This is a genomic window from Actinokineospora lacus (assembly GCF_053813445.1).
Genome location: NZ_JBQERA010000006.1, coordinates 500,255 through 521,146, shown reverse-complemented (window position 1 = coordinate 521,146; position 20,892 = coordinate 500,255). Strand labels below are relative to the sequence as shown.

25 protein-coding genes are annotated in these 20,892 nt (G+C 72.2%); 16 read left to right on the top strand and 9 right to left on the bottom strand.

Features of this window, described 5'->3' with window-relative positions; genetic code table 11:
* Positions 1–195 precede the first annotated feature (195 nt).
* Positions 196–1,176, top strand: coding sequence for a hypothetical protein (locus ACTG9Q_RS18445; RefSeq protein ID WP_455574029.1), 981 nt, complete (start codon positions 196–198; stop codon positions 1,174–1,176).
* 52 nt (positions 1,177–1,228) lie between these two features.
* Here ACTG9Q_RS18445 and ACTG9Q_RS18440 read toward each other — a convergent pair whose 3' ends face one another.
* A complete protein-coding gene (locus ACTG9Q_RS18440; RefSeq protein ID WP_455574028.1) occupies positions 1,229–1,663 on the bottom strand; it encodes a type II toxin-antitoxin system PemK/MazF family toxin in 435 nt (144 codons plus the stop codon).
* Between the two features lie 45 nt (positions 1,664–1,708).
* Here ACTG9Q_RS18440 and ACTG9Q_RS18435 point away from each other — a divergent pair, with 45 nt between their 5' ends.
* From ACTG9Q_RS18435 to lepA, 7 genes are read left to right on the top strand one after another with little or no spacing between them, the layout of a single operon-like run.
* Positions 1,709–2,086, top strand: a complete 378-nt coding sequence (locus ACTG9Q_RS18435) for a VOC family protein (RefSeq protein WP_455574027.1) — start codon at positions 1,709–1,711, stop codon at positions 2,084–2,086.
* A gap of 32 nt (positions 2,087–2,118) precedes the next feature.
* The gene (locus ACTG9Q_RS18430) at positions 2,119–3,753 is read left to right on the top strand and encodes a circularly permuted type 2 ATP-grasp protein (RefSeq protein WP_455574026.1); all 1,635 of its coding nucleotides are present in this window, start codon (positions 2,119–2,121) and stop codon (positions 3,751–3,753) included.
* 10 nt (positions 3,754–3,763) lie between these two features.
* Positions 3,764–4,711 (top strand): alpha-E domain-containing protein, encoded by a 948-nt coding sequence (locus tag ACTG9Q_RS18425; RefSeq protein WP_455574025.1) that lies wholly within the window; start codon positions 3,764–3,766, stop codon positions 4,709–4,711.
* A complete protein-coding gene (locus ACTG9Q_RS18420) occupies positions 4,708–5,556 on the top strand; it encodes a transglutaminase family protein (protein WP_455574024.1) in 849 nt (282 codons plus the stop codon). Before ACTG9Q_RS18425 ends, ACTG9Q_RS18420 begins: the two co-directional genes overlap by 4 nt.
* Before the next feature lie 55 nt (positions 5,557–5,611).
* On the top strand, positions 5,612–6,187 hold the full coding sequence (locus ACTG9Q_RS18415) for a redoxin domain-containing protein (RefSeq protein WP_455574023.1): 576 nt from the start codon (positions 5,612–5,614) through the stop codon (positions 6,185–6,187).
* Positions 6,184–7,083, top strand: coding sequence for a cytochrome c biogenesis CcdA family protein (locus ACTG9Q_RS18410; RefSeq protein WP_455574022.1), 900 nt, complete (start codon positions 6,184–6,186; stop codon positions 7,081–7,083). Before ACTG9Q_RS18415 ends, ACTG9Q_RS18410 begins: the two co-directional genes overlap by 4 nt.
* 54 nt (positions 7,084–7,137) lie before the next feature.
* Positions 7,138–8,985, top strand: a complete 1,848-nt coding sequence (lepA, locus tag ACTG9Q_RS18405) for a translation elongation factor 4 (RefSeq protein ID WP_455574021.1) — start codon at positions 7,138–7,140, stop codon at positions 8,983–8,985.
* Between the two features lie 3 nt (positions 8,986–8,988).
* Here the strand turns inward: lepA and ACTG9Q_RS18400 are convergent, their stop codons facing one another.
* The gene (locus tag ACTG9Q_RS18400) at positions 8,989–9,381 is read right to left on the bottom strand and encodes a DUF3224 domain-containing protein (protein ID WP_455574020.1); all 393 of its coding nucleotides are present in this window, start codon (positions 9,379–9,381) and stop codon (positions 8,989–8,991) included.
* Positions 9,382–9,530: 149 nt separating this feature from the next.
* On the opposite strand from ACTG9Q_RS18400, the gene ACTG9Q_RS18395 reads away from it, so the two are divergent.
* The 3 genes from ACTG9Q_RS18395 to ACTG9Q_RS18385 all read left to right on the top strand — a co-directional run bounded on the left by ACTG9Q_RS18395 (position 9,531) and on the right by ACTG9Q_RS18385 (position 12,656).
* Positions 9,531–10,391, top strand: a complete 861-nt coding sequence (locus ACTG9Q_RS18395; protein ID WP_455574019.1) for a TIGR04222 domain-containing membrane protein — start codon at positions 9,531–9,533, stop codon at positions 10,389–10,391.
* Positions 10,392–10,494: 103 nt separating this feature from the next.
* On the top strand, positions 10,495–11,529 hold the full coding sequence (locus ACTG9Q_RS18390; RefSeq protein WP_455574018.1) for an NAD(P)H-dependent flavin oxidoreductase: 1,035 nt from the start codon (positions 10,495–10,497) through the stop codon (positions 11,527–11,529).
* A gap of 98 nt (positions 11,530–11,627) precedes the next feature.
* The gene (locus ACTG9Q_RS18385) at positions 11,628–12,656 is read left to right on the top strand and encodes an alpha/beta fold hydrolase (RefSeq protein ID WP_455574017.1); all 1,029 of its coding nucleotides are present in this window, start codon (positions 11,628–11,630) and stop codon (positions 12,654–12,656) included.
* On the opposite strand, the gene ACTG9Q_RS18380 is transcribed toward ACTG9Q_RS18385, so the two are convergent.
* Positions 12,646–13,611: a zinc-binding dehydrogenase gene (locus ACTG9Q_RS18380; RefSeq protein ID WP_455574016.1), complete on the bottom strand. Its 966-nt coding sequence runs from the start codon at positions 13,609–13,611 to the stop codon at positions 12,646–12,648. The genes ACTG9Q_RS18385 and ACTG9Q_RS18380 overlap by 11 nt on opposite strands.
* A 67-nt stretch (positions 13,612–13,678) precedes the next feature.
* On the opposite strand from ACTG9Q_RS18380, the gene ACTG9Q_RS18375 reads away from it, so the two are divergent.
* The 4 genes from ACTG9Q_RS18375 to ACTG9Q_RS18360 all read left to right on the top strand — a co-directional run bounded on the left by ACTG9Q_RS18375 (position 13,679) and on the right by ACTG9Q_RS18360 (position 15,429).
* Positions 13,679–13,873, top strand: a complete 195-nt coding sequence (locus ACTG9Q_RS18375) for a hypothetical protein (RefSeq protein WP_455574015.1) — start codon at positions 13,679–13,681, stop codon at positions 13,871–13,873.
* Positions 13,874–13,876: 3 nt separating this feature from the next.
* On the top strand, positions 13,877–14,254 hold the full coding sequence (locus tag ACTG9Q_RS18370; protein ID WP_455574014.1) for a ribonuclease domain-containing protein: 378 nt from the start codon (positions 13,877–13,879) through the stop codon (positions 14,252–14,254).
* Positions 14,255–14,327: 73 nt separating this feature from the next.
* On the top strand, positions 14,328–14,627 hold the full coding sequence (locus ACTG9Q_RS18365) for a barstar family protein (protein ID WP_455574013.1): 300 nt from the start codon (positions 14,328–14,330) through the stop codon (positions 14,625–14,627).
* A 28-nt stretch (positions 14,628–14,655) separates the two neighbouring features.
* Positions 14,656–15,429 carry an enoyl-CoA hydratase-related protein gene (locus tag ACTG9Q_RS18360; RefSeq protein WP_455574012.1) on the top strand — a complete coding sequence of 258 codons (774 nt, stop codon included), beginning with the start codon at positions 14,656–14,658 and terminating at the stop codon, positions 15,427–15,429.
* On the opposite strand, the gene ACTG9Q_RS18355 is transcribed toward ACTG9Q_RS18360, so the two are convergent.
* On the bottom strand, positions 15,380–15,901 hold the full coding sequence (locus ACTG9Q_RS18355; protein WP_455574011.1) for a MarR family winged helix-turn-helix transcriptional regulator: 522 nt from the start codon (positions 15,899–15,901) through the stop codon (positions 15,380–15,382). The two genes, ACTG9Q_RS18360 and ACTG9Q_RS18355, sit on opposite strands and share 50 nt — an antisense overlap.
* Positions 15,902–15,967: 66 nt before the next feature.
* Between ACTG9Q_RS18355 and pip the strand changes: the two genes are divergently transcribed.
* On the top strand, positions 15,968–16,930 hold the full coding sequence (gene pip / locus ACTG9Q_RS18350) for a prolyl aminopeptidase (RefSeq protein ID WP_455574010.1): 963 nt from the start codon (positions 15,968–15,970) through the stop codon (positions 16,928–16,930).
* Positions 16,931–16,984: 54 nt separating this feature from the next.
* On the opposite strand, the gene ACTG9Q_RS18345 is transcribed toward pip, so the two are convergent.
* The 5 genes from ACTG9Q_RS18345 to ACTG9Q_RS18325 all read right to left on the bottom strand — a co-directional run bounded on the left by ACTG9Q_RS18345 (position 16,985) and on the right by ACTG9Q_RS18325 (position 20,869).
* On the bottom strand, positions 16,985–17,608 hold the full coding sequence (locus ACTG9Q_RS18345; RefSeq protein WP_455574009.1) for a cyclase: 624 nt from the start codon (positions 17,606–17,608) through the stop codon (positions 16,985–16,987).
* Between the two features lie 280 nt (positions 17,609–17,888).
* Positions 17,889–18,452, bottom strand: a complete 564-nt coding sequence (locus ACTG9Q_RS18340; protein ID WP_455574008.1) for a DUF4262 domain-containing protein — start codon at positions 18,450–18,452, stop codon at positions 17,889–17,891.
* Between the two features lie 20 nt (positions 18,453–18,472).
* On the bottom strand, positions 18,473–19,219 hold the full coding sequence (locus ACTG9Q_RS18335; RefSeq protein WP_455574052.1) for a sirohydrochlorin chelatase: 747 nt from the start codon (positions 19,217–19,219) through the stop codon (positions 18,473–18,475).
* Positions 19,219–20,091 (bottom strand): ABC transporter permease, encoded by an 873-nt coding sequence (locus ACTG9Q_RS18330; RefSeq protein ID WP_455574007.1) that lies wholly within the window; start codon positions 20,089–20,091, stop codon positions 19,219–19,221. The genes ACTG9Q_RS18335 and ACTG9Q_RS18330 overlap by 1 nt, the downstream gene beginning before the upstream one ends.
* Positions 20,081–20,869, bottom strand: a complete 789-nt coding sequence (locus ACTG9Q_RS18325) for an ABC transporter ATP-binding protein (RefSeq protein ID WP_455574006.1) — start codon at positions 20,867–20,869, stop codon at positions 20,081–20,083. Before ACTG9Q_RS18325 ends, ACTG9Q_RS18330 begins: the two co-directional genes overlap by 11 nt.
* Positions 20,870–20,892: the final 23 nt, after the last annotated feature.

The following is a 20,892-nucleotide window of genomic DNA, read 5'->3' as shown; positions in this document are numbered from 1 at the left end:
CTGCCGACGCAAACGCGACGGCGTCTGTCACGCCACCCGAGGCGTCGCCCAGATGCGCAACCTGGCCATGACGGCTTGAACGACCACCGGCCGCAGGCGACACCGCTATCACTCCCTTGCCTCGCCAAACTCTCGACCATTACGGGACAACCTTTAGAGGGCGCGACCATTACCGGCACCGGTGGGAACGGGGCTTTGCGGCTGCTCGGCGCCCACATCGGCAGCCAACTCGACCTCCACGACGCCACCGTCACCAACAGCACCGGCCCTGCCGTGGTCGCCGACAACATGCGCGTCGATGACATTCTGTTCCTGCAAGGCGCGACCATTATCGGCACTGGTGGCAACGGGGCACTGCGGTTGGTCGGCGCCCATATCGGTGGTCAAGTGCAACTGGTGGGTATGCGGCTGAACAATGAGTCGGGGCCGTTGCTGGTGTTGGCCGAGGCGCGGGTGGCGGGGACGCTGGTCCTGCCCGTGGTGCTGGTTTGCCAGGCTGTCCGACTGGACAACGGTAAGGCACCTTGCCCCGATAACGCGCGCCAGATGGTCGTACAGGACCTGGTGTTTCCCAGGCTGGGGGGTATCTCGTGGCGGGAGTGGTTGCACCTGCTCGTGCACCACACCCCTGGCTACTGGCCTCAGCCCTATCAACAACTCGCCGCCGTGGAACGCGCTTCCGGGCACGACAACAACGCCCACCACATCCTCGTCATCCAGCAAGACGAGCTACGCCATCGCGCCCCTCAAGCCCTCGGCGGATGGTTGGCCCGCCGCAGGCACTGGCTGTGGGGGGTGCTGGGCCGCTACGGCTACCGCGCCCACCGCCTCGTCACCGCGCTCATGATCGTTCTGCTCCTGGCCGGGGCCACCGGCTACACCGCCGGACAGATCGTCACCCGGCCTGGCCACCACGCGGCCGAACGCGTCTCACCACCGGCTGCCCCTCCAACAGCGCCCGGCACGCCCTGTTCCACCGCCGAGCTCCTCGGGCTCGGCATCGACCGTGGTCTTCCGCTCGGCGCCACCGGCCTGCGCGCTCGTTGCGACCTCGACACCGCCACCCGCTGGGGGCAAGCCCTCACCTACCTGCTCTGGGCACTCCAAGCGCTCATCTGGGCCCTGGCCACCCTCACCATCGCCGCCTACACCGGTCTCGTCCGCAAGACCACCTGACGGCGCCAGTCGATGTGGTCCGGGTCGGACCACATCGACTGGGGGGTGGCGGCTAGCGCCAGCCGTAGCGGGCTCGCAGGGCTGAGGCGACCAGGTCGAAGCGGTCGCGGGGGAGGACGGCGCCTTCGCGGCGGATGTCGGCTTCGCCCAGTTCGAAGAGGCGGTCGAGGCGGACCCAGGAGACCCGGCCGTCGCGGTCCCAGCCGCCCGCGCCCAGTTCCAGCCAGTCGTCCGCGTCCTCGCGGCGCGGGGCCCTGGAGGTCAGCTGCAGCGCGCGCAGGGTGGGGCCCGCGCGGCCGATGACCAGCAGGGGGCGGTCCTTGCCGCGCGTCGGATCGTCCTCATAGGGCACCCATGCCCACACGACCTCGCCCGGGTCGGCGTCGCCGTCGAGGTGGGGGGCGTAGGCCAGGGAGACGGGCCGGTCCGCGGTCTGGGCCTGCCAGACCGCGCCGCGCGCGGGACGCGGGTCGTCGGAATTCAGCATGGGCTCGGACAGTACGCGCGGGCGCGGTCGGGTAGGACATTGAAGATGGAGTTTCTGAGCAGCAGGCTGATCATCCGCCCGCGTGACCGGGCGCGCTCGCTGGCCTTCTACCGCGACACCCTGGGGCTGGCGGTGTACCGGGAATTCCCCGGCGGCACGGTCTTCTTCCTCGGCAGCGGGCATCTGGAGATCTCCGGGCGCGGGCACATCGATGCCAGTCCCGACCTGGCGATCTGGCTGCAGGTCCGCGACCTCGCCGCCAGCGTCGAGGCGCTGCGGGACAGGGGCGTCGACATCGTCAAGGAGCCGAGGCTGGAGCCGTGGGGACTGCGCGAGTCCTGGCTGGCCGACCCCGACGGCATCAAGATCGTCCTCGTCGAGGTCCCGCCGGAGCACCCCATACGCCGCGACCCGCGCCAGTGACACGCGCCGCCCCGGTGGGCGAGGATGCCCGGATGGAACGACGGCGCAGGGACACCGGACCCGACCTCGGCGAGCTGTTCGAGGGCTACCTCGACCCGCGGCGCCCGCACGCCGACGCCTACGACGAGATGTTCGCCCCCGACTCCGGCGTCCGCCCCGCCTACCGGCGCCTGCGCGAGCACCTGGGCACCCTGGCGCCCAGCGACCTGACGGCCCGCTCCGAGGCGCTGGACCGCGCCCTGGTCGACCAGGGGATCACCTTCTCCCTGTCCGGCCAGGAGCGGCCCTTCCCGCTGGACCTCGTCCCACGGGTGATCACCGCGGCCGAGTGGGTGCGCCTCGAGCGCGGCATCGTGCAGCGGGTCAGGGCGCTGGAGGCGTTCCTCGCCGACATCTACGGCGACCAGCAGATCATCCGCGACGGCGTCCTGCCGCGCAGGCTGATCACCTCCTGCGACCACTTCCACCGCGCCGCCTCCGGCATCGTCCCGCCCAACGGCGTGCGCGTGCACGTCTCCGGGATCGACGTCGTGCGCGACGAGGAAGGCACCTTCCGGGTGCTGGAGGACAACCTGCGCAACCCCAGCGGCGTGTCCTACGTCATGGAGAACCGCAGGACGATGGCCAGGGTGTTCCCCGACCTGTTCGCAAAGCACCGGGTGCGCGCCGTCGGCGACTACGCCGTGCACCTGCTGCGCTCCCTGCGCGCGGCGGCGGCGTCCAATGTGGCCGATCCGAACGTCGTCGTGCTGACCCCGGGCGTGCACAACTCCGCCTACTTCGAGCACTCGCTGCTGGCCCGCCAGATGGGCGTCGAGCTGGTCGAGGGCCGTGACCTGTTCTGCCGCGACAGCGTGGTCTACCTGCGCACCACCGAGGGCGAGCGGCAGGTCGACGTGATCTACCGGCGCATCGACGACGAGTTCCTCGACCCCGTCCAGTTCCGGCCGGGCTCGGTGCTGGGCATCGCGGGCGTGCTCAACGCCGCCCGCGCGGGCAACGTCGTGATCGCCAACGCGGTCGGCAACGGCGTCGGCGACGACAAGCTCATCTACACCTACCTGCCGGAGATACTCAAGTATTACCTGGGCGAAACACCGCTGTTGCCCAATGTGGACACACTGCGGTGTTGGCTGGGCCACGAGCAGGAGCAGGTGCTCGACCGCGTGCACGAGCTGGTGGTCAAGCCCGTCGAGGGATCGGGGGGCCACGGGATCGTGTTCGGGCCCAACGCCAGCGCCAAGGAGCTGACCGCGCTGCGCAGGCGCGTCCGGGCCAACCCGCGCGGCTGGATCGCCCAGCCGGTGGTGCAGCTGTCCACCGTGCCGACGAAGGTCGGCCAGCGGCTCAAGCCCCGCCACGTCGACCTGCGCCCGTTCGCGGTCAACGACGGCAAGTCGGTGTTCGTGCTGCCCGGCGGCCTGACCCGCGTCGCGCTGCCCGAGGGCAGCCTGATGGTCAACTCATCGCAGGGCGGCGGCTCCAAGGACACCTGGGTGCTGGCCGCGCGCGCCTCGTCCGAGGACGCCGAGCTCAGCGGCACGGGGCTGGCGGGCGCGCCCGGCGAGGAGTTCGCCCCCGAGCTCGGCCCCGAGCTGACCTCGTCCCAGCAACAGCAACAGCAACAGCAACAGCAACAGCAACAGCAACAGCAGCAGCAGCAGTGAGGGAGGCCCGATGCTGGCCCGCAACGCCGAGTCGCTGTACTGGATCGGCCGCTACGTCGAGCGCGCCGACGACACCGCGCGCATCCTCGACGTCTCCGTGCACCACCTGCTGGAGGACGCCACCGTCGACGCCGACGCCACCTGCCGCCAGCTGCTGGCCGTGCTCGGCATGAGCGCGCCCGTCGACGCCGAACTGGACGTGCACCCGCTGACCGACCTGGTGGCCTTCTCCCGCGAGCACTCCGGCTCGATCGTGTCCTCCATCTCCAGCGCCAGGGAGAACGCCAGGGTGGCCCGCGAGGTGGTCTCCACCGAGCTGTGGGAGTGCGTCAACGCGATGTGGAACGCGCTGCCGGAGCGGCAGAAGCAGGCCAAGCGGACCGGGCCGCACGCGTTCTTCGCCTTCGTCGAGGAGCGCTCGGCGATGTTCGCCGGGCTGGCCGACTCCACGATGAGCCGCGACGACGGCTGGCGGTTCCTGGTGCTGGGCCGCTCCGTCGAGCGGGTGGACATGATCGTGCGGCTGCTCATGTCGCGGGTCAACGACAACCCGTCCTCGCCGGGCTGGGTGACGGTGCTGCGCTCCGCGGGCGCGCACGACACCTACCTGCGGACCTATCGCGGCGCGCTGGACGCCCGGCGCGTCGTGCAGTTCCTGTTGCTGGACCGGCTGTTCCCGCGCTCGGTGTTCCACGCCCTGCGCCAGGCCGAGTCGTGCCTCGAGCAACTCGACCACCGCCCGACCACCCGCCTCGGCGCCAAGGCCGAGGCGAGCAGGCTGCTCGGCAAGGCCCGCAGCGACCTGGAGTTCCTGCGCCCCGAGGAGCTGCTGGAACACCTGACCGACCGCCTGCTGTCCCTGCAGGCCACGGTGCGCGAGGTGGGGGAGGCGGTGTCCCTGCAGTACTTCCACGCGGTGCCGTGGGTCGCCTGGACGAACACGGAGGTCAGCCGATGAGCGTGAACTGGCGTATCAGGGTCGTGCACACGACCGGCTACCAGTACGCGGCGCCGGTGGTGCAGTCCTACAACGAGGCCCGGCTCACCCCGCGCAGCGACCGCTGGCAGAACCTCGTCGTGAGCCGGATCGAGACGACCCCGCCGACGCGGTCCTACCGCTACACCGACTACTGGGGCACCGAGGTCACCTCCTTCGACCTGCACGCCCCGCACACCGAGCTGAGGATCGTCGCGTCGTCGGTGGTCGAGACCGGCGCGCCGGTCGAGCCGGTGGACGGCGCGACCTGGGCGGACCTGCGCGGGGACGCCGTGCTCGACCGCTACGCCGAGTACCTGGGGTGGACCCGCCACGTCCCCCGGAACGCCGAGCTGGTCCGGCTGGCCGCCGCGCTGCGCAAGGGCCGCAAGCCGTTCGAGGCGGTGCTGGCCATCGCCGAGCTCGTCAACGAGCGGCTGACCTACCGGCGCGGCAGCACCAGCGTGCACAGCTCCGCGCTCGACGCCTGGCACGCCCGCGAAGGCGTCTGCCAGGACTACGCCCACGTCACGCTGGCCATGCTGCGCGCCATCGGCATCCCGGCCCGCTACGTCTCCGGCTACCTGCACCCCAAGCCCGACGGCCGGGTGGGGGAGACCTTCCGCGGCGAGAGCCACGCCTGGATCGAGACGTGGACCGGTGGCTGGTGGGGCTTCGACCCGACGAACGCCAGCCCGATCGGCCCCCGGCACATCTGGGTGGCCGTCGGGCGCGACTACGCCGACGTCTCGCCGCTCAAGGGCACCTACAGCGGGGGCGCGGCCACCGCCATGGAGGTCGTCGTGGACGTGACCCGCCTGGCCTGAGCCGTCACCGGACCGTAAGGGCCGCCGCGGGGGCGGGACCGGGCAAGATGGGCACATGTCCGATCAGCGACGGTTCCGCGCGCGCCTGGCAGCCGGGCTTGGCGCCCTGGCCCTGCTCACCACCGCCTGCGGGGCCCAGGACGCGGCCACCCCGCCTGCCCCGCCCGCCGCCCCGCCGACCACCGGCCTCCCGGCGACCAGCACGGCCCCGGCCGCGCCCCCGGCCGTGCCCGAGAAGCTGGCGTTCACCGCCAAGACCGTCGGCGGCGGGGCCTTCGACGGTGCGAGCCTGGCGGGCAAGCCCGCGGTGCTGTGGTTCTGGACGCCGTGGTGCCCCAAGTGCCAGCGCGAGGCGTCCGGGATCGCCGCGGCGTCGGAGCGCTCCGGCGGCGAGGTCACCTTCGTCGGGGTCGCCGCGCAGGACACCGAGGACGCGATGGCCGAGTTCATCGACAAGCGCGGCGTCGGCGGGTTCGAGCACATCGCCGACGCCCCCGCCGCGATCTGGCAGCGCTTCGGGGTCGCCGCCCAGCCCGCGTACGCCTTCATCAGCTCCTCCGGCGAGGTCGAGGTCGTCACCGAGCAGCTGGACGAGCAGGAGCTGACCGCCAAGGTGGACGCCCTCGCATGAGCGGGGGGCTGGGCGTCGCCCTGGTCGCGGGGATGCTCGCCACGGTCAACCCGTGCGGGTTCGCCATGCTGCCCGGCTACCTGGCACTGGTCGTTGAAGGCCAAGTCGAAGGCCAGGTCGGAGCCCAAGTCGAGGGCCGGGTCGACAGCGGGCAGAAGGGCGTCCGGCTGGGCCGCGCGCTCGCCGCCGCCGCGGTGATGACCGCCGGGTTCGTGCTGGTCTTCGGGGTGTTCGGGCTGCTCAGCATCCCGCTGCTGTCGCTGCTGCAGCAGTGGCTGCCGGTGCTGACCGTGCTCATCGGCGTCGCGCTGGTCGTGCTCGGCGCCGTCCTGCTGACCGGGCACGAGCTGACCCTGCTGCTGCCCAAGCCCAAGCGCGGCGCGCCCAGCGCGCGGGTGGGATCGATGTTCGGCTACGGCGTGGCCTACGCCGTGGCGTCGCTGTCGTGCACGATCGGCCCGTTCCTGGCGGTCGCGGGCGTGTCGCTGCGCCAGGGCGACGTCATCGACGGGCTGGCCTCCTTCGTCACCTACGCCCTCGGCATGGGGCTGGTCGTGGCGGTGCTCGCCGTGGCCGCCGCGCTGGCCACGTCCTCGGTCACCACCGGCCTGCGCAGGGCCATGCCCCACGTCAACCGCGTCGCGGGCGGCCTGCTCGTGCTCGCGGGCCTCTACGTGGCCTACTACGGCGTCTACGAGCTGCGCCTGGCCCACACCGACGCCGACCCGGAGGACCCCGTGGTGGAGGCCGCCGCGGACCTGCAGTCGGCCATCGCCGACTGGCTCACCGCGGTCGGTCCATGGCCACTGGTGGGCGCGCTGGTGGCGCTCACCCTCGGTGCCGTCCTCGTCGCTCGGCGTCGGCGGAACGGGCGGCCGGTGCCGGATAGGGGCTAAGGCGGGTGCTCATGGGACGATGGGGGTGACCCATTGACCATGCGAGGGACCTGAGTGGCTACGTTCGCGGACACGACCTTCACGGCGCCGGAGCAGATCCGCAACTTCTGCATCATCGCCCACATCGACCACGGCAAGTCGACCCTGGCCGACCGGATGCTGCAGTTCACCGGTGTGGTCGAGGGACGCGCCATGCGTGCCCAGTACCTCGACCGCATGGACATCGAGCGCGAGCGCGGCATCACGATCAAGGCGCAGAACGTGCGCCTGCCGTGGGTCGTCGACGGCGGCGAGTTCGTCCTGCACATGATCGACACCCCGGGGCACGTCGACTTCACCTACGAGGTCTCCCGCGCGCTGGACGCCTGCGAGGGCGCGATCCTGCTGGTCGACGCCGCGCAGGGCATCGAGGCGCAGACCCTGGCGAACCTGTACATGGCGCTGGACCGGGACCTGACGATCATCCCGGTGCTGAACAAGATCGACCTGCCCGCCGCCGACCCGGAGAAGTACAGCGCCGAGCTGGCCCACATCATCGGCTGCGAGCCCACCGACGTCCTGCGCGTGTCGGCCAAGACCGGCGCGGGCGTCCGGGAGCTGCTCGACGAGGTTGTCAAGCTGGTGCCCGCCCCGGTCGGCAACCACGACGCCCCGGCCCGCGCGATGATCTTCGACTCGGTCTACGACACCTACCGCGGTGTGGTCACCTACATCCGCGTCATGGACGGCAACATCACCCCGCGCGAGCGGATCAAGATGATGTCCACCGGCGCGACGCACGAGCTGCTCGAGGTCGGGATCATCTCCCCGGAGCCCAAGCCCTGCAAGGGCTTGGGCGTCGGCGAGGTGGGCTACCTGATCACCGGCGTGAAGGACGTCCGCCAGTCCAAGGTCGGCGACACCGTGACCTCCGAGCGCAAGGGCGCCACCGAGGCGCTGGCCGGTTTCCGCGAGCCGCAGCCGATGGTCTACTCAGGACTGTACCCGGTCGACGGCTCCGACTACCCGGTCCTGCGCGAGGCGCTGGAGAAGCTCCAGCTCAACGACGCGGCGCTGACCTTCGAGCCGGAGACCTCCGCGGCGCTGGGCTTCGGCTTCCGCTGCGGCTTCCTCGGCCTGCTGCACCTGGAGATCACCCGCGACCGCCTGGAGCGCGAGTTCGGCCTCGACCTGATCTCCACCGCGCCCAACGTCGTCTACCGGGTGGTGCTGGACGAAGGCACCGAGCTGACCGTCACCAACCCCTCGGACTGGCCGACGGGCAAGGTCGCCTCGGTGCACGAGCCGATCACCAAGTGCACGATCATCTCCCCCGTGGAGTACATCGGCGCGATCATGGAGCTGTGCCAGGGCAAGCGCGGTCAGCTGCTGGGCATGGACTACCTGTCCGAGGACCGCGTCGAGCTGCGCTACACCATGCCCCTCGGCGAGATCATCTTCGACTTCTTCGACACCCTGAAGTCGCGCACCCGCGGCTACGCCTCCCTGGACTACGAGGAGTCGGGCGAGCAGGAGTCCGAGCTGGTCAAGGTCGACATCCTGCTGCAGGGCGAGCCGGTGGACGCCTTCAGCGCGATCGTGCACCGCGAGTCCGCCTACGCCTACGGCACCCGGATGGCCACCAAGCTGCGCGAGCTGATCCCGCGCCAGCAGTTCGAGGTGCCCATCCAGGCGGCCATCGGCTCGCGCGTCATCGCCCGCGAGACCATCCGCGCCATGCGCAAGGACGTCCTCGCCAAGTGCTACGGCGGTGACATCTCGCGCAAGCGCAAGCTGCTGGAGAAGCAGAAGGAAGGCAAGAAGCGGATGAAGATGGTGGGCCGCGTCGAGGTCCCCCAGGAAGCGTTCGTGGCCGCCCTGTCCACCGACGAGTCGCCCGCGGACAAGAAGGGCAAGAAGTAAGCCCTAACCAAAGGTGTAGTCGAAGGCGTACCGGTAGCCCTCGTCGTCCTTGGTGATGGCGAACTCGCCCGCGATGCCTTCCAGCGCGCCGGTTCCGGAGTCCGGGACCACGGTGATCGAGGCGTGCTGCGCGCCCGTGGACATGCTCGCCGAGTGGTGCAGCACGAACGACCCGTGCCTGCCGTCGACGGTGGCCTCGACGCGCTCGAAGGCGACGTAGGCCGCCGAGGTCGGCACGGCCGTGGTCACCTGGTGCATGGTGAACCGGCTGGTGCCGGTGACCGCGCCGGTGAACGTCTTGGCGATGAGCGTCGTGCCGATGGCCACGCCGTCGCGGTCGTCGGGGTCGGGCTGGGGAGCCCAGGTGTCCATGGTGAACGTGCCAGTGGCGTGCATGGGCGGTGTCCCTTCGTCGCTGCAACCGTAGTGTCGGTGCCCCGGTTCTTCCGCTCGTCGCCGAATTCGATGCTCGAAAGGCAACCGGAAAAGCCCCCAGGGCGTCTGTGTGGTGCGCACCCTTGATCCGAGGGCGCTGAGGAGGTCACATGTGGGGTCTGACCGGGCCGGAGTTCCTGGAGCTGTACTGGCTCGCCCTCGGTGTGGCCACCCTGCTGGCGATGGTCGCGGCGCTGTGGGCCCACCGGCCGCGGTCGGGGCGCCTTGGCGGTCTCGGCCCGTACGAGGTGGCCATGCTGGCGGGCGGTCCCACCCGGGTCATGCACACCGCGCTGGCCGGGCTGGTCTCGCGCGGCGCGGTGCACGTCAGCCGGTCGGGCCAGATCACCCAGGTGCCGCACGCGCGCGCCGCCGACCACTACGAGTCCGCCGTCCTGGCTGAACTGCGCCACGGCGACCGCGTCCATGACTCGTACCGGTTCCAGCAGAGCCCGGTGGCCCGCGACCTCGCCCGCCGCATGGTCGAGGCCGGGTACCTCAAGTCCCCCCAGGGCGGCGCCGCCTCCGCCCTGGTGAAGCTGATCTTCGTCGGGATCGGCCTGGTGGGCGCCGCCCGGCTGGTGACCGGTCTGATGAACGACCGCCCGATCGGCTGGCTGGCCTTGTCCCTGGTGGCCACCCTGGTGATCGCCAAACTGGTCGGTGCGCCCCTCAAGCACCGGAGCACCACCCCGACCCGGCATGGCCGCCAGGCGCTTTCCCACGCCCACGCCCACGGTGTCTCCGGGATGGCGGTCGGGGCCGCGATCCTCCTCCCGGTCGCCTTCGCGGGCCTGGTCGCCTACCCCGACCCGGAGATGAGCGCGGCCCTCAACACCACTCCGCCGCCCGCCGGCGACGGGGGGTCGAGTTCCGGCGGCGGCGACAGCGGCTCCAGTGGCTGTGGCAGTGGCGGCGGGAGCAGCTGCGGCGGGAGCAGCTGCGGCGGCGGTGGGGGTTGCGGCGGCTGACCGTCCTGAAGACAACCCAGGCCGTGTTTTCGGCTGCCGTCAGCGGTCGGACTGGCGCGGCCAGGCCGTGCTCCACATCGGAAACACGGCCTAGGGTGGGGGAGTGTTCAGCGATCTCGAGATCCCGGTCGTCGTCGCGCCGATGGCCGGTGGGGTGAGTACGCCGGAACTGGTGATCGGGGCGGTGGCGGCGGGGGCGACCGGGTTCGTCCCGGGTGGGTACCTGAGCCCGGCGGCGCTGGCCGGGGCCGTCGACGCGGTCCGGGCGGGCACGGGCGGGCCGTTCGGGGTGAACCTGTTCGTGCCGGGGCCGCCGGACGAGGCGCTGCTCGGCGGGCACGTGGCGGCGGTGGCCGCGGAGTCGGCGCGGCTGGGCGTGGAGCCGGGGCGGGCGGTGTGGGACGACGACCGGTTCGCCGAGAAGGTGGCCGTGCTGGTCGACGCGCCCGTGGCGGCGGTGTCGTTCACCTTCGGGCTGCCGGGCGCCGACGTGCTCGACCGGTTGCGGGCGGTGGGGACCCTCCTGGTGGCGACGGTGACCACGCCCGCCGAGGGCGCCGCCGCGGCGGCGGCCGGGGTGGACGCGCTGTGCGTGCAGGGCGCCGCGGCGGGCGGGCACCGGGGGACCTTCGCCGACGACCCCGCGCACGCGGGTGGCGCCCCGCTGTACGACCTGCTGCCCGCGCTGCGGCTGATGGGCGACCTGGGCCTGCCGCTGATCGCCGCGGGCGGGCTGTCGCACGGCGCCGACGTGGCCGCGGTGCTCGCCGCCGGGGCCGTCGCCGCCCAGCTCGGCACCGCGTTCCTGCGGTGCCCGGAGGCCGGGACCAGCGCCGCGTACCGCCGTGCCCTGGCCGACGGCGGCAGGGAGACCGCCCTGACCAGGGCCTACAGCGGACGCCCCGCCCGCGGCCTGGTGAACCGGTTCCTGGCCGAGCACCCCACGGCGCCCTCGGCGTACCCGAGGGTGAACAACCTGACCCGGCCCATGCGCGCCGCGGGCGACCCCGAGGTGATGTCGCTGTGGGCGGGCCAGGGCTACCCCCTGGCCACCGACGAGCCCGTGGCGGCGGTCCTCACCCGCCTGCGCGCGGAGGCCGGGGACGCGGCCCGAGCCCTGGCCGACCGGCTGCGCTGAGTGCTGCGCTGAGTGCTGTGCGGTTGCGCACAGCGGCGGTCTGGAGCCGTGCCCCGCGTGGTTGGCCTACTGTTGGGTAGGTAGCTTGGGGAGGGCCGATGACGGTGCTGGGCAGTGTGCGGGCCGCGGTGGGGAACGTGGCGCACCGGGTGGTGTCGGGCGGGTTCGCCGACCTCACCCCGATGCCGCGCAGGCTCGTCTCCGAGGGCCGGGCGCGTTTCGTCTACGAGTACCTGCCGGAGACCACCGGGGAGCCGGTGCTGCTGGTGCCCCCGCTCGGCGTCCCGGACACCCCCTTCGACCTGCGCCGCGGGTGCAGCCTGGTCGAGCACTTCGTCGAGCGGGGCCGCCCGACCTACCTGCTGGACTACGGACCCATGGGCTTCGGCGAGCGCGCACTCGGGCTGGAGCACTGGGTCGACACCGTGCTCCCGGCCGCCGTCGCCGCCGTCCGCGCGCGCACCGGCACCGCGCCGCACCTCGTCGGCTGGTGCTTCGGCGGCATCCTGTCGGTGCTCACCGCCGCCCGCCTCGGCGTCGACGCCATCGCCTCGCTGACGGTGATCGCCAGCCCGTTCGACTTCACCAAGGTGCGGCTGCTGGCCCCGTTCCGCCCGATCGTGGCCGCGACCGGCGGCCATGTCTTCACCCCGGTCTACCGGACGCTGGGCACCATCCCGGCCCCGCTGGTCCGCGCCGCTTTCCAGGTCTCGGCGCTGGACCGCCACCTCACCAAGCCCTTCGCCGTCGCCGCCCACCTCGGCGACCGCGACTATCTCGCCCAGATCGAGGCCGTCGGGCACTTCACCGCGAACATGGCCGCCTACCCCGGCCGCACCCTCGGCCAGATCTACCACCAGTTCTACCGCGCCAACGCCCTGGCCAAGGGCGCCATCGAGATCGGCGGCACCCGCGTCGACCTCGCCGCGGCCAAGCAGCGCACGCTCCTGATCGCGGGCCGCTCCGACACCATTGCCCCGCGCCGCGCGGTCGCGCACCTGGCGAACGTCCTGCCCGACGCCGACGTCGAGTTCGTCACCGCCGGCGGCGGGCACCTGGGGGTGCTGACCGGCCGGGCGGCCAGGCACGAGACCTGGCCGCTCATCGACCGGCACCTCAGCGGGTGAAGACGATCTTCCCGGCGGTCTCGCCCGCCAGCATCGCCTCGAAGCCGTCGCGGGCGTCGGCCATGGGCAGCTCGGAGCCGATCCGCGGCCTGATGCCCGCGGTCGCGCAGAACGAGAGCAGGTCGGCCAGCTCGTCGCGGGTGCCCATCGTCGAGCCGATCACGCTGAGCTGAAGGAAGAACAGCCGCTGGAGGTCCGCGCTCGGGTCGGCGCCGCTGGTGGAGCCCGAGACCACGATCACCCCGCCGGGGCGCAGCGCCCGCATCGAGTGCGACCACGTCGCCTTGCCGACGGTCTCGAACACCCCGTCGACCTTCTCCGGCAGCCGCGCGCCGGACTCGAAGACCGCGTGCGCGCCCAACTCCGTGGCCAGCGCGCGCTTGTCCTCGGTGCGCCCGGTGACCCACACCCGCAGCCCCGCGGCCCTGCCCAGCTCGATCAGCGCGGTGGACACCCCGCCGGAGGCGCCCTGCACCAGCATCGTCTGCCCCGGCCGCAGCCCGGACTTCACGAACAGCATCCGGTACGCCGTCAGCCACGCCGTGCCCATGCAGGCGGCCTCGCTGAAGGACAGGTCCGCGGGCTTGGGCAGCACGTTGCGCGCGGGCACGACCACCGTCTCGGCGAAGGTGCCCTGGTGCAGCTCCGTCAGCAGCGTCCGGCGGGGGTCCAGGGTCTCCTCCCCGGTCCAGGACGGGTCGCCGATGACCGAGTGCAGGACCACCTCGGTGCCGTCGGCGAGGGTGCCCGCGCCGTCGCAGCCCAGGGTCATCGGGAAGCGCTCGGCCTTGATGCCCACCCCGCGCAGCGTCCACAGGTCGTGCATGTTGAGGCTGGCGGCGCGCACGGTCACCGTCACCCACCCGTCGGGCGCCACCGGGTCGGGGCGTTCGCCCACGGTCAGCGCGGCCAGCGGGTCGTCCGGATTGGGCTCGGCGGCGAATACGGCGAACATGAGAGCAACTTAGCCAGGCCCGACGCCGCCCGCCCCACAGAAGTGGTCCAGGTCTACTCTCGGGTACGTGCAGGGTTTGTCCGACTGGTGGAACGACGTCGAGCTGTGGCTCGCCACGATCCCGTTCGCCGTGCAGTTCACCCTGGTGATGGCCGTGCTGCTGCCGCTGTGCCTCGGCGTGGCCTGGCTGATCGACCGGGCGGTGGACTACACCTCGGCCCGCTTCGGCGTCCGCCACGAGCCCCCGATCGACGTCGAGTAGCCGATGGGCTCCCGCAAACGCATCACGCTGGCCTTGGCCGCCCTCGTCGTCCTGGTCCTGGGCGGCTGGCTGCTGCGCGACGTCGGCGACCACGGCCAGCCGCCGGTGCGGCCCCTGTCGTCGCTGCCGGTCGAGGTCGTCCAGACCCTGGAGCTGATCGAGCGCGGCGGCCCGTTCCCCCATCCCCAGGACGGCACGACGTTCGGCAACCGCGAACGCCTCCTGCCCCAGCGTGACGAGGGCTACTACAAGGAGTACACCGTCCCCACCCCGGGTAGTCCCGACCGCGGCGCCCGCAGGCTGGTGACCGGATCGCCGTCGGAGCTGTACTACACCGACAACCACTACGACACCTTTGTGGCGGTGGACACTTCACAATGACCGAGCACTGCGACCGAGTACACGGCGACCGTGCACACGCGATGATCGGGCACGCGATGACCGGGCACGGGAAATGACCGAGCACATCCTCGACGGCACGTCGGTGCACACCAGACTCGACTTCTACGACGCCGTCGCCGAGACCCTGCGCTTCCCGGAGTGGTTCGGCCACAACCTCGACGCCCTCTACGACTGCCTGACCGACCTGTCCTGGCTGCCCGAGGGCCAGCACGTGCTCGTGTGGACGCACCCCGAGGTCCTGGCCGACTCCGACCCGGTCGGCTACCGCGCCGTCCAGGCGGTGCTGGCCGACGCCGTCGCCGACTTCACCGATCCCGAGCGCGACTTCTCGGTAGTCCTCATCGAGCCCTGATTATCGAGCCCTGGCTAGGGTGCGGGGCATGGCTGATGAGTTGGTGCACTACGCGATCGCCCGGGGCGTGGCGCGGATCACGCTGGACTCCCCGCACAACCGCAACGCGCTCTCCGCGCAGCTGCGCGGGGAACTGCGCGCCCGCCTGAGCGCCGCCGTCGAGGACGACTCCGTGCGGGTGATCGTGCTCGACCACACCGGCCCTGTCTTCTGCGCGGGGATGGACCTCAAGGAGGCGGGCGGGGCGTCGGCGGCCGACCAGGGCGTCAACGAGTTCCCGGCGATCCTGGAGCAGATCTGGACCAGCCCGAAGCCGGTCGTGGCCAAGCTGGCCGGACCCGCGCGCGCGGGCGGGGTCGGGGTCGTCGCCGCCGCCGACATCGCCGTCGCCGCCGAGGACGCCACCTTCGCCTTCACCGAGGTCCGCATCGGCGTCGTGCCCGCCATCATCTCGGTGACCGTGCTCCCGCGCCTGCTGCCCCGCGCCGCCCACGAGCTGTTCCTGACCGGGGAGAAGTTCGACGCCGCGCACGCCGTGCGCATCGGCCTGCTCAACTCCGCCGTCCCCGCCGAGCGCCTGGACGCCGAGGTCGACCGCTACACCGGGATGCTGGCGCTGGGCGGCCCGAACGCGCTGGCCGCCACCAAGGCGATGCTGCGCCGCGAGCGCCCGTCGACCATGGCAGGCGACTTCGCCGACATGCTGGCCCTCTCCGCCCGGTACTTCGCGAGCGCGGAGGGCCAGGAGGGCATCAGCGCGTTCGCCCAGAAGCGCCCGGCGAGCTGGGTCCCCACCGACTGAGCAGCCCGGGGTCGGCCTCGGCGATGCGCTCCCGCATCGGTTTGCGGTCGAGGGCGGCGACCATCTCGTCGACCAGCGCGCTCAGCGGCGCCGACAGCTCGCGCTCCAGCGCCCTCGCCGCGCTCGCCGTCGCCGCCCACTCGGCGTCGAGCACGGGGACAAGCGCTTGCGCCCGCGGGGTGAGGTGGGCGATGCGCTGCCTGCCGTCCTCGCCCGGTTCGAGGACGACCAGCCCGGCCCTGGCCAGCTGCGCCACGGTCTGGCTGGCCGCCGAGTGGGTGACCCCGACGGCGGTGGCCAGGTCCTTGATGGAGCTGGGGCCGGAGTGCGCCAGTGTGCGGACGTAGGCGGTGAAGCGGGTGCGGAAGCCCGTGAGACCGAGGTCGGCGTAGACCGCGGCGACGTCGGCGTCCAGCCGGTCGAGCAGGTGGCGCAGGCGGGTGCCAAGGAGTTCGGGCCCATGGGAAGTCACAGCGCCAATGTAGCGGGTAATATAACAGCGCTAATACAACAGCACTGTTGTTTCTGGAGGGAACCCATGACTGAGGTGTACCCGCCCATCGAGCCGCACGACTCCGGGCTGCTCGACGTCGGCGACGGGAACCGCGTCCACTGGGAGGTGATCGGAAATCCCGGGGGCAAGCCCGCCGTCTTCGTCCACGGCGGTCCCGGGTCAGGCTGCTCGGCCAACCACCGCCGCTGGTTCGACCCGGAGAAGTACCGCGCCGTCCTGTTCGACCAGCGCAACTGCGGCCGCAGCACGCCCAACGCCGCCGATCCCGCCGTCGACCTGAGCCAGAACACGACGCAGAACCTGATCGCGGACATGGAGCGGCTGCGCGAGCACCTGGGCATCGAGCGCTGGCTGGTCAGCGGCGCGTCGTGGGGCTCGACCCTGGCCCTGGCCTACGCGCAGGCGCATCCCGGGCGGGTCACCGAGATGGTGATCATCGACGTCACCATGACCCGCCGGAGCGAGATCGACTGGCTCTACCGCGGCGTCGGCAGGTTCTTCCCCGCCGAGTGGCACCGCTTCTGGTCGGTGGTCTCCGATGTCGACCCCGACGCCCCGATCGAGGAGCTGATCGGCGCCTACGCCCGCCTGCTGGAGGACTCCGACCCCGTTGTCCGCGAGCACGCCGCCGTCGAGTGGCTGCGCTGGGAGGACGCGGTGATCTCCCTGGAGCCCAACGGGAAGAAGAACTCCTACAGCAACCGGCCCGATGTCCAGCAGGTGACCTTCGTGCGCATCTGCGCGCACTACTTCGGCCAGGGCGCGTTCCTGGAGGAGGGGGTCCTGCTGCGGGAGGCCGGGAAGCTGGCGGGCATCCCCGCGGTGCTCGTCCACGGCCGCCACGACCTCGGCGGGCCGCTGCGGAACGCCTGGCAGCTCGCCCAGGCGTGGCCGGACGCCGAACTGGCGGTCATCGAGGACTCCGGCCACACCGGCGGCCCGGGGATGACCGAGCGGGTGCTCACGGCGTTCGGCGACTTCGCCTGACCCGGCAGGTCCCGCGCGGGGGTCGGGCCACCCGCGCGGGACCGCGTGCCGCGATCAGCCGATGGTGGTCGTGGTGATCACCGGGTTGGGGTTGGGGTAGCACGCGGTCGGCACGGTGACGCTGCCGAGGAACGAGGAGACGACCGCGGTGAAGGTCAGGCCCGGGTTGCTGTAGCCGGTCCCGTGGAGCTTGGTCTGGATGGTCCCCGACGCCCCGGCGGTGAGCTGCGCGGTGACCGTGGGCAGCTCGTAGGCCGACCCGCCCGCCATCGGGCCGGTCGCGGTCAGGGTCGCCATCCCGTTGCTGACGCTGAGGTTCGTGGTGCCCACATTGGACCCGCCGGACAGCGCGGCCGAGACGAAGGTGGAGTTGGCCGGGATCGGCACCTTCAGGGCCAGCGTGTGCGTCCGCTGCACCCGGAAGCCGTTGATGGAGGACGGCACGGTGTTCGGCGCCGGGTCGATCACGACGGTCAGCGCCCCACCGGGCGCGACCGTGGCGGGCGCGGTCACCTCGGCGTCCTGGCCGATGGTGAAGTTCTGCGGCCCGAGGGGCGAGCTGCCCTGGCAGGCGAAGTTGATGCTGTGCGGGACGGCGGCGGCGGTCGGCGCCAGTGCGAGCACCGCCACCCCGGCCAGGGCGAGTCCGGATAGGGTCCGGCGTGGAGCGGTCTTCATCAGGGTTACCTCGATCGCTTGGGGGACAAGGGTTTCGAGATGCCGCGCGGCCCCCTGATGGTTACTTTCGAGTAGCCGTCACGTCAAGAATTGACGCCATGGCACGGCTGTTCGGCGGAGTCACACCGGCCACCGACCGTCCCGTTGATCATGGGTGTCGTGCGCCAAGGGGGTGATCACCCACGCAACCACCCGGCAGTGCCGTCGCCCGAGCAGCCCAACCCGATCGACCCGACGCGCACGCCGAACCGCCGTTTGAGTGGTTATGTGTTACCCCCGATTACCCCAACCGTCCGGAGTCCTCGGTCCAGGGGCCCGGCGGGTGCGCGTGCCGGGGCAGCCAGAGCTGGGGCTGCAACTCGTCGTAGTCGCTGTCGAAGTCGATGTGGCCGGGGAAGAGGTGGTCGTCGTCCGGCCACAGCAGCTGCAGGAAGGGCAGGCTCGGGGTGGCGCGGTAGAAGCCCGTCGCCGCGCCGAAGAAGGGCTTGTGCCAGCCGGGGTCCACCGGCCGCAGCGAGAGGCGGTAGTCGTCGCTGAGGATGTCGCCGAGGTCGTCGCCGGGAGCGGGGGCGCGAGCGGCGGCGACCTGGTTGCCCACGGTGTTCACGCAGCTCTGCATCAGGCGCCCGTCCAGCCCGAACATGGCCAGCTCGGGGAAGCGGAAGGTGTGCCAGAGGCCCACGGTGAAGGTCCAGCCCGCGCTGACGCGGTCGCCCGGGATCGCCACGACGCCCCAGCCCGCGTCGCCGATGTCGCGGACCAGCTTCGTGTCGACTTCGTCGAGCCGGTCCTGGTCGCCGTAGTCCAAGCAGATCAGGCAGAGACAGACATCGTCGCCGGGCACGTCAGCCACGTTAGCGGCTCTCAGGCCGCGTCGCTGCCATGGAGGCTTGCCGCTTGTGCGCGATACCTGCTCAGGACCAGGTCGGCGACCTCGACGGCGTTGCCCATCGACGGCGCGACGCGGGCCAGCGGGTCGACGGCGAACGCCTGGGCCGCCACCCGGTCCGGCAGCAGGCCCGGCGCCAGGAACCACGACGCCACCGCGATCCGCCGGGCCCCGCGGGCGCGCAGGCCCGCGATGGCGGTCGTGACGTCCGGCGCCGCGGCCGAGGCGAAGGCCGGGGCCACGCCCGACCAGCCGTGCGTCCCGGCCCAGCGGCGGGCCACCTCGGCCACCCGCTCGTTCGCCGGGGCGTGCGACGAGCCGATCGCGGCCAGCACGACGCCCAGCCCCGGGTCACCCGGGCGGACGCCTGCGTCGGCGAGACGGCGCAGCGCGGCGGCCTCCAGCAGCGGCGACGGTCCGAGGACGTCGGCCACCGACACCGACAGACCGGGCAGCGCCGCCAACGCCTCGTCCAGCAGCGCGGGCAGGTCGACCCGCGCGTGGAACGCCCGCCCCAGCAGCAGCGGCGCGACCACGACTCGCCTATGGCCCTCCGCGTGCAGCGTCGCCAGCACCTCGCTGAGCCGCGGCGTCGACAGGTCCAGGAACGCCCCCCGCACGTCCAGCCCGCGCGCGCGCTCGCGCACCACCGCCAGCAGGTCGGCCACCGTCGCCGCCGAGCGCGGGTCGCGGCTGCCGTGGGCCACCGCCACCAGCGGGATCACAGCGCGCCCGTCAGGCCGCGGGCCCGCAGCACCGTCCGCTCCAGCGGGCGGAAGACCAGCAGCTCGATCCCCACCCCGACGAAGAAGATCAGCAGGATGCCCGCGATCACCATCGACATGTCCGACAGCGACATCGCGTTGTGCAGGTACTGCCCCAACCCGAACCCCAGGGCGGGTGAGGTCGCGATCAGCTCGGCGGCCATCAGCGAGCGCCAGGAGAACGCCCAGCCCTGCTTCAGGCCCGCCAGGTAGCCCGGCAGCGCGGCGGGCAGCAGGATGTGCCGCGCGGTGTCCAGCCTGCCCGCGCCCAGCACCTTCCCCACCCGGGGCAGGATCGGCGGGATCTGGTCGATCCCGGCCACCAGCCCGTTGGCGATGGAGGGGACCGCGCCCAGCAGCACGACGGTGTAGATCGCCGCGTCGGTCAGGCCGAACCACAGCACCGCCGCGGGCACCCACGCCACCGACGGCAGGCTCTGCAGCCCGGAGATCAGCGGCCCGATCGCCGCCCGCACCAGCGGCACCTTGGCCAGCAGCAGCCCGAGCGGCGTCGCGACGGCCACCGAGATCAGGAACCCGATGACGGCGCGGTGCACCGACACCCACAGGAACTCCCACACGTCGCCGGTGGCCACGATCCTGGTGATCTGCGCCCAGACGTCCACCGGGGCGGGCAGCTGGTACTCCGGCCAGAACGCGCGTGACCACAGGAACTGCCACAGCGCCACGACCAGCGTCAACGCGACGAGCGGGGCGAGGACCGAGCGCAGCAGGCGGCGCTGGCGGCGCTCGGCGGGCGGGGTGTCGAGGGCGTCGAGGCCCGCGCCGACGGAGTCGGTGCGCGCCTGGGCGAGGGCCTCAGGCGGCATGGCTGCTGATCACCTCGCGCAGGCGGGTGTTGATCTCCTCAGCCAGCGCGGCGCCGTCGGTCGGCCCGTCGACGGACCACTCCTGCACGACGCGGCCCGGCTTGGACGACAGCAGCACGACGCGCTGGCCGAGGCGGACGGCCTCGCGGACGTCGTGGGTCACGAACACGACCGCCGTGCCGGTGGCCTCCCACACGCGCAGCAGCTCGCCCTGCAGGACGTCGCGGGTGATGGCGTCGAGGGCGGAGAACGGCTCGTCCATCAGCAGCAAGGACGACGCCTCGCCGTTGTTGCCCTGCAGCGCCGAGGCCAGGGCGCGCGCCAGGGCCACGCGCTGGCGCATCCCCCCGGAGAGCTCGTGCGGGCGCTTGTCGCCGACGCCCGCGAGCCGGACCAGCTCCAGCAGCTCGACGGTGCGCGCCCGGCGCTCGGCGCGCCCGAGCCCGGCCAGCCGCAGCGGCAGCTCCACGTTGCGGGCGGCGGTCAGCCACGGCATCAGCGCGGCCTCCTGGAACATCACCGCCGGACGGGTGGTGGTCATCTCGATCCGACCGGCGGACGGGCGGTCCAGCCCCGCGATCATGTTCAGCACGGTGGTCTTGCCGCAGCCGGAGGCGCCGAGCAGGCAGACGAACTCCCCGGGCGCGACGGACAGGTCGATCCCGTCCAGCGCGGTGACCGCCCGCGGCCCGTGGCCGAAGACCTTGCGGACCCCGCTCAAACGGACGACGGCGTCGGTCGCGGTGGGCGCGGGGGTGGCCGCGAGCGTGGCGGTCATCGTCGGTGCCTGCCTTCCGGTCG

Coding starts and splice junctions, on each gene's coding strand:
- ACTG9Q_RS18440 (WP_455574028.1), bottom strand. CDS start 1,663: ATGCTGAATTCCGACGACCCGCGTCCCGCGCGCGGCGCGGTCTGGCAG.
- ACTG9Q_RS18435 (WP_455574027.1), top strand. CDS start 1,709: ATGGAGTTTCTGAGCAGCAGGCTGATCATCCGCCCGCGTGACCGGGCG.
- ACTG9Q_RS18430 (WP_455574026.1), top strand. CDS start 2,119: ATGGAACGACGGCGCAGGGACACCGGACCCGACCTCGGCGAGCTGTTC.
- ACTG9Q_RS18425 (WP_455574025.1), top strand. CDS start 3,764: ATGCTGGCCCGCAACGCCGAGTCGCTGTACTGGATCGGCCGCTACGTC.
- ACTG9Q_RS18420 (WP_455574024.1), top strand. CDS start 4,708: ATGAGCGTGAACTGGCGTATCAGGGTCGTGCACACGACCGGCTACCAG.
- ACTG9Q_RS18415 (WP_455574023.1), top strand. CDS start 5,612: ATGTCCGATCAGCGACGGTTCCGCGCGCGCCTGGCAGCCGGGCTTGGC.
- ACTG9Q_RS18410 (WP_455574022.1), top strand. CDS start 6,184: ATGAGCGGGGGGCTGGGCGTCGCCCTGGTCGCGGGGATGCTCGCCACG.
- ACTG9Q_RS18400 (WP_455574020.1), bottom strand. CDS start 9,381: ATGCACGCCACTGGCACGTTCACCATGGACACCTGGGCTCCCCAGCCC.
- ACTG9Q_RS18395 (WP_455574019.1), top strand. CDS start 9,531: ATGTGGGGTCTGACCGGGCCGGAGTTCCTGGAGCTGTACTGGCTCGCC.
- ACTG9Q_RS18385 (WP_455574017.1), top strand. CDS start 11,628: ATGACGGTGCTGGGCAGTGTGCGGGCCGCGGTGGGGAACGTGGCGCAC.
- ACTG9Q_RS18380 (WP_455574016.1), bottom strand. CDS start 13,611: ATGTTCGCCGTATTCGCCGCCGAGCCCAATCCGGACGACCCGCTGGCC.
- ACTG9Q_RS18370 (WP_455574014.1), top strand. CDS start 13,877: ATGGGCTCCCGCAAACGCATCACGCTGGCCTTGGCCGCCCTCGTCGTC.
- ACTG9Q_RS18365 (WP_455574013.1), top strand. CDS start 14,328: ATGACCGAGCACATCCTCGACGGCACGTCGGTGCACACCAGACTCGAC.
- ACTG9Q_RS18360 (WP_455574012.1), top strand. CDS start 14,656: ATGGCTGATGAGTTGGTGCACTACGCGATCGCCCGGGGCGTGGCGCGG.
- pip (WP_455574010.1), top strand. CDS start 15,968: ATGACTGAGGTGTACCCGCCCATCGAGCCGCACGACTCCGGGCTGCTC.
- ACTG9Q_RS18345 (WP_455574009.1), bottom strand. CDS start 17,608: ATGAAGACCGCTCCACGCCGGACCCTATCCGGACTCGCCCTGGCCGGG.
- ACTG9Q_RS18330 (WP_455574007.1), bottom strand. CDS start 20,091: ATGCCGCCTGAGGCCCTCGCCCAGGCGCGCACCGACTCCGTCGGCGCG.
- ACTG9Q_RS18325 (WP_455574006.1), bottom strand. CDS start 20,869: ATGACCGCCACGCTCGCGGCCACCCCCGCGCCCACCGCGACCGACGCC.